The sequence below is a fragment of the Kaistella sp. genome (assembly GCF_032060305.1).
Lineage (GTDB): Bacteria > Bacteroidota > Bacteroidia > Flavobacteriales > Weeksellaceae > Kaistella > Kaistella yananensis.
In genome coordinates this window covers 1-2,799 of sequence record NZ_DAMBHK010000040.1, presented here as the reverse complement: position 1 = coordinate 2,799, position 2,799 = coordinate 1, and the positions used below count along the sequence as shown (strand labels likewise).

The following is a 2,799-nucleotide window of genomic DNA, read 5'->3' as shown; positions in this document are numbered from 1 at the left end:
TGTACGCCGTTCAATAAATCGTCATCATCGGCATAAATACCGTAAACTTTTTTAGTGGTGCTCATCTTCTTCTTCTTTTGCTTTATAAGTTTCACCTGAGATTTTCAAAATAGTCTTCAATTCCGCCTGAGCAATTACAGGGAAAGTTCTGGCGTAGAGTAAAAATAACACTCCGAAGAAGCCTATTGTTCCGAGAAATACTCCTACGTCGATAATTGTCGGCTTAAACATCGTCCATGAACTTGGTAAGTAATCTCTTGAGATATTGATTACGATAATATCGAATCTTTCAAACCACATCCCGATGTTGATGATCAAGGCGATAATAAATGTAGCCATAATGTTTGTACGGATTTTTTTGAACCAGAACAAAGCAGGAATAACCAAGTTACAGATAATCAACGCCCAGAAAGCCCACCAGTAAGGTCCTGTTGCTGCACCCGGAGACAGATAAACGAAATCTTCGTATCTTGAACCGGAGTACCATGCGATGAAATATTCACATGCGTAGGCTACAGTTACCATACCACCTGTTACAACGATTACGATGTTCATAATCTCAATATGGTACATGGTAATATAATCCTCTAAGTGTGCTACTTTTCTTGCAACAAGCAAGAGGGTTTGTACCATTGCAAATCCGGAGAAAATTGCTCCCGCAACGAAGTACGGAGGATAAATGGTTGAGTGCCAACCTTTAATTACCGATGTAGCAAAGTCAAAGGATACGGTGGTGTGTACCGAGAATACAAGCGGTGTTGCCAAACCTGCCAAAACGAGTGATAATTCCTCGAATCTTTGCCAGTGTTTTGCTTTACCACCCCAACCGAAAGCCAGGAATGTATAAATTCTTTTGGTCCAAGGGGTTTTTGCACGGTCTCTTATCATCGCAAAGTCAGGGATTAATCCCATAAACCAGAAAACGGTTGATACAGAAAAATAAGTTGAAATTGCAAATACGTCCCACAATAGCGGCGAGTTAAAGTTTGTCCAAAGTGAACCGAACTGGTTTGGCAGTGGGAAAACCCAATATCCTACCCAAACTCTACCCATGTGAATTACCGGGAAAATTGCTGCCTGCACAACGGCGAAGATCGTCATTGCTTCTGCGGAGCGGTTTACCGACATTCTCCATCTTTGTCTAAATAAAAGGAGAACTGCAGAAATTAAGGTTCCGGCGTGACCGATACCTACCCACCAAACAAAGTTGGTAATATCCCATCCCCAGTTGTTGGTTCTGTTAAGTCCCCAGGCACCGATACCGGTACCAATGGTGTACGCGATACAGCCAAATCCGTAGATGAATAGTGTTAAAGCTATCCAAAAGGAAACCCACCATAATTTTCCTGCGCGTTCCTCGATAGGTCTTGCGATATCTTCTGTGATATCGTGATAAGTCTTATGACCAATAATTAAAGGTTCCCTTATCGGAGCTTCGTAATGTCCTGACATTTTTTACCTATTTATTATTTAAACATTTTGTTCTTTTCTGTTTCTCACTTTGGTGTGGTAGAAAACGTTTGGTTTTGTACCAATCTCCTCAAGCAACGTATATCTTCTGTTAGAGCTGTATAAAGCTCTTACTTCAGAAGTTTTGTCGTTCATATCACCAAACTTCATAGCTCCTGTAGAACATGCATTCACACAAGCTGTAGAGAATTCTCCGTCTTTTACTGTTCTACCTTCTTTCTTCGCTTCCAGAATTGTTTTCTGTGTCATCTGAATACACATTGAACATTTCTCCATCACCCCTCTTGTTCTTACAACAACATCAGGATTCAGCACCATTCTTCCTAAATCATTATTCTGATTGAAGTCAAATTTATCGTTAAGGTTATACGTAAACCAGTTGAATCTTCTTACTTTATACGGACAGTTGTTCGCACAGTATCTTGTACCGATACATCTGTTGTAAGCCATTTGGTTTTGCCCCTGCTTACCGTGCGATGTGGCCGCAACCGGACAAACAGTTTCACAAGGTGCGTGGTTACAGTGCTGACACATTACTGGCTGGAAGATTACATCGGGGTTATCCGCAGGATGGTTAAGAATACCGCTGTCCTTATCGAAAGCGTGACCATACATTCCCGGTACATCAAGATCTGCAGAAACTGCTTCTTCCTGAGAAAGTTTGCTGTCTTTGTTCTTATCCATTTCTGCAGGAACGTTGGTAGAATAATAGCGGTCGATTCTCAACCAATACATATCCCGCGACATTCTTACTTCTTCTTTACCTACGACCGGAACGTTGTTTTCTGCCTGACAGGCAATGATACAGGCACCACATCCGGTACATGAATTCAGGTCAACAGAAAGGTTAAAGTGTGGCCCATCGGTATCATCAAATGAATCCCAAAGATCTACTTTACCTGCCGGTAAAGCTCCTCCAATGGTATGGTATTCCAAAGGTTTGTTCCAGCCTAATTTTTCGTCATCAAATTTCACATTAAGGAACGTATCCAAAGGAACTTCTCTCGCGATATCGTAACGACCCATTAAGGTATTCTGAAGCTGCATTCCGGCAAACTCATGATCACCACCAGTTTTTTCGATTTTTACATTCGATAAAACTGAATTTGAACCGTCGAATAAAGGATATGCATTTACTCCTGTTTCTGCTACTTTACCTGAATCTTTTTTACCGTAACCCAGCGCAAGTCCCATAGAACCCTCTGCCTGACCAGGCTGTACAAAAACAGGTACGTCTTTAATAGTAACACCGTTTATAGTAAGGTTTACCAGTGATCCATCCAACTGCATTCTTGCATTCAGATCATTATCTAAACCTAATTTTTCGGC

The 2,799-nt window shown here is 41.3% G+C and carries 2 protein-coding genes; both read right to left on the bottom strand.

Annotated features, from left to right (window positions below):
• Nucleotides 1-51: 51 nt before the first annotated feature.
• A complete protein-coding gene (gene nrfD / locus V5N63_RS07140; RefSeq protein ID WP_332018738.1) occupies nucleotides 52-1,452 on the bottom strand; it encodes an NrfD/PsrC family molybdoenzyme membrane anchor subunit in 1,401 nt (466 codons plus the stop codon).
• Between the two features lie 18 nt (nucleotides 1,453-1,470).
• Nucleotides 1,471-2,799, bottom strand: a 1,329-nt coding sequence (locus tag V5N63_RS07135; protein ID WP_332033398.1) for a 4Fe-4S dicluster domain-containing protein, incomplete at its 5' end; no start/stop codon positions are given.

Coding starts and splice junctions, on each gene's coding strand:
- nrfD (WP_332018738.1), bottom strand. CDS start 1,452: ATGTCAGGACATTACGAAGCTCCGATAAGGGAACCTTTAATTATTGGT.